The sequence below is a fragment of the Endozoicomonas sp. ONNA2 genome (assembly GCF_024606365.1).
Lineage (GTDB): Bacteria > Pseudomonadota > Gammaproteobacteria > Pseudomonadales > Endozoicomonadaceae > Endozoicomonas.
The window spans coordinates 1-1368 of record NZ_JAHHPO010000878.1 but is presented as its reverse complement, the minus strand read 5'-3'; the positions used below and the strand labels follow the sequence as shown (position 1 = coordinate 1368).

The 1368-nt window shown below is 46.1% G+C and carries 4 protein-coding genes; 2 read left to right on the top strand and 2 right to left on the bottom strand.

What is annotated here, in order from left to right; translation table 11 throughout:
• Positions 1-210: 210 nt before the first annotated feature.
• Both KDK14_RS15690 and KDK14_RS15685 read right to left on the bottom strand, forming a co-directional pair.
• Positions 211-546, bottom strand: a complete 336-nt coding sequence (locus KDK14_RS15690) for a type II toxin-antitoxin system PemK/MazF family toxin (RefSeq protein ID WP_257266116.1) — start codon at positions 544-546, stop codon at positions 211-213.
• Positions 525-746 carry a hypothetical protein gene (locus KDK14_RS15685; protein ID WP_257266115.1) on the bottom strand — a complete coding sequence of 74 codons (222 nt, stop codon included), beginning with the start codon at positions 744-746 and terminating at the stop codon, positions 525-527. Before KDK14_RS15685 ends, KDK14_RS15690 begins: the two co-directional genes overlap by 22 nt.
• A gap of 76 nt (positions 747-822) precedes the next feature.
• On the opposite strand from KDK14_RS15685, the gene KDK14_RS15680 reads away from it, so the two are divergent.
• Both KDK14_RS15680 and KDK14_RS15675 read left to right on the top strand, forming a co-directional pair.
• Positions 823-1065, top strand: a complete 243-nt coding sequence (locus KDK14_RS15680) for a BrnT family toxin (RefSeq protein WP_257266114.1) — start codon at positions 823-825, stop codon at positions 1063-1065.
• The gene (locus tag KDK14_RS15675; protein ID WP_257266113.1) at positions 1043-1294 is read left to right on the top strand and encodes a BrnA antitoxin family protein; all 252 of its coding nucleotides are present in this window, start codon (positions 1043-1045) and stop codon (positions 1292-1294) included. The genes KDK14_RS15680 and KDK14_RS15675 overlap by 23 nt, the downstream gene beginning before the upstream one ends.
• Positions 1295-1368 lie beyond the last annotated feature (74 nt).

Here is a 1368-nt window from a genome sequence, read left to right as displayed (position 1 = left end):
GATGCGCTTCGTCTTTATTTTTATTCGCTCTAAACCGTTCACGAATAGGCAAGTAAATCTTCGCTCTAAACCGTTCACGAATAGGCAAGTAAATCAGGGTCACAAGTAAATCAGGGTCAAGTCTTGATTCTTGACGCTCTCTAATCCTTTTCTGCTCTAATGAATCTGACTCCTGATCATGCAGCTTTGCTACCGCTGTCTGTTTAAGGATTATTGCCCTTTTCTCGAAAAAATTTGATGTAGCCGCAGAATAATTTCATTGAATTTTTCTGCTTTAATGGTCGCGATTTCCTGGCAGATAATGCTTTGGTGTGCCGTGAATAGCTTTCCCGGGCGTGCAAAGCTCTCACGATTGAGGGTTCCCTGATTGAAGTCGTTCGCAGTAATAACAATTGCTGCAGGATCAGAGTAGGGTTTACTGGTGATCTGGCAGAGAATAACATCACCCTTTTTAACGCTGGCAAGCACCAGTGCCGGTCGGCGTTTAGTGGACGATAAGTCGGAGAACGGGAAGTTAATAGTGACTATTGTTCCTTTTGAAGGCATTCCCATGCTTCATCCTCATCTGGCTTATTCCAGTCTGCTACCAGTGATGGTTCACTTAACAGCGCTTCATCATTAATCTGCTGACCGGGTGATTCTTCAAGTATGGTTATCAATACTTTCGATCCTGAGGGTAAGACCAGATTATCTGGCAGTTTCAGGTTTCCCTGATTATCTACAGTGGCTTTGTAAGTCTGAAACATATCCATGCTCCCTGTGTCAATGGCTCATCAACGATAGCTTAGTTCCGTAGTGAGGGGAAGAAAATCAGGGTCATGTATGGTCCGTCCCGCATTGCAAGGATTTGAGGACGCTGTCGATATATTCAATCACCCCATGCTCAGCAGGGTCGATGATCGGGCCGATTATGGCGAAGAACGCTGGGTAGCCATTGGCCGTATTCACCACCTCACCGGCGTAGTGGTCTACACCGAACGAGTGGATGATGTATTACGGATCATCTCAGCCCGAAAAGCCACCAGGAAAGAGGTTCAACACTATGAAGAAAACATCCGGTACTGACTGGGAGCGCCTCAATGCCATGAGTGACGAGGACATCGACACTTCTGATATACCTGAACTGGACGATAATTTTTTCCAACAGGCCGAGCTGCACCTACCGGTGAAAAAACCAGTGACTATCCGACTGGATGCCGACGTTCTGGAATGGTTCAAGGGGCAGGGGCAGGGATATCAGACCCGCATAAACAATTTGCTGAGAAAATATATGGAAACTCACCAGAACCGTTGAATCAAAAAATCAGGGTCAGGTCTTTCTTGCGACAGGCTAAGCCTGAGAATGTGGGAGGTTCTATGAACTGAAAT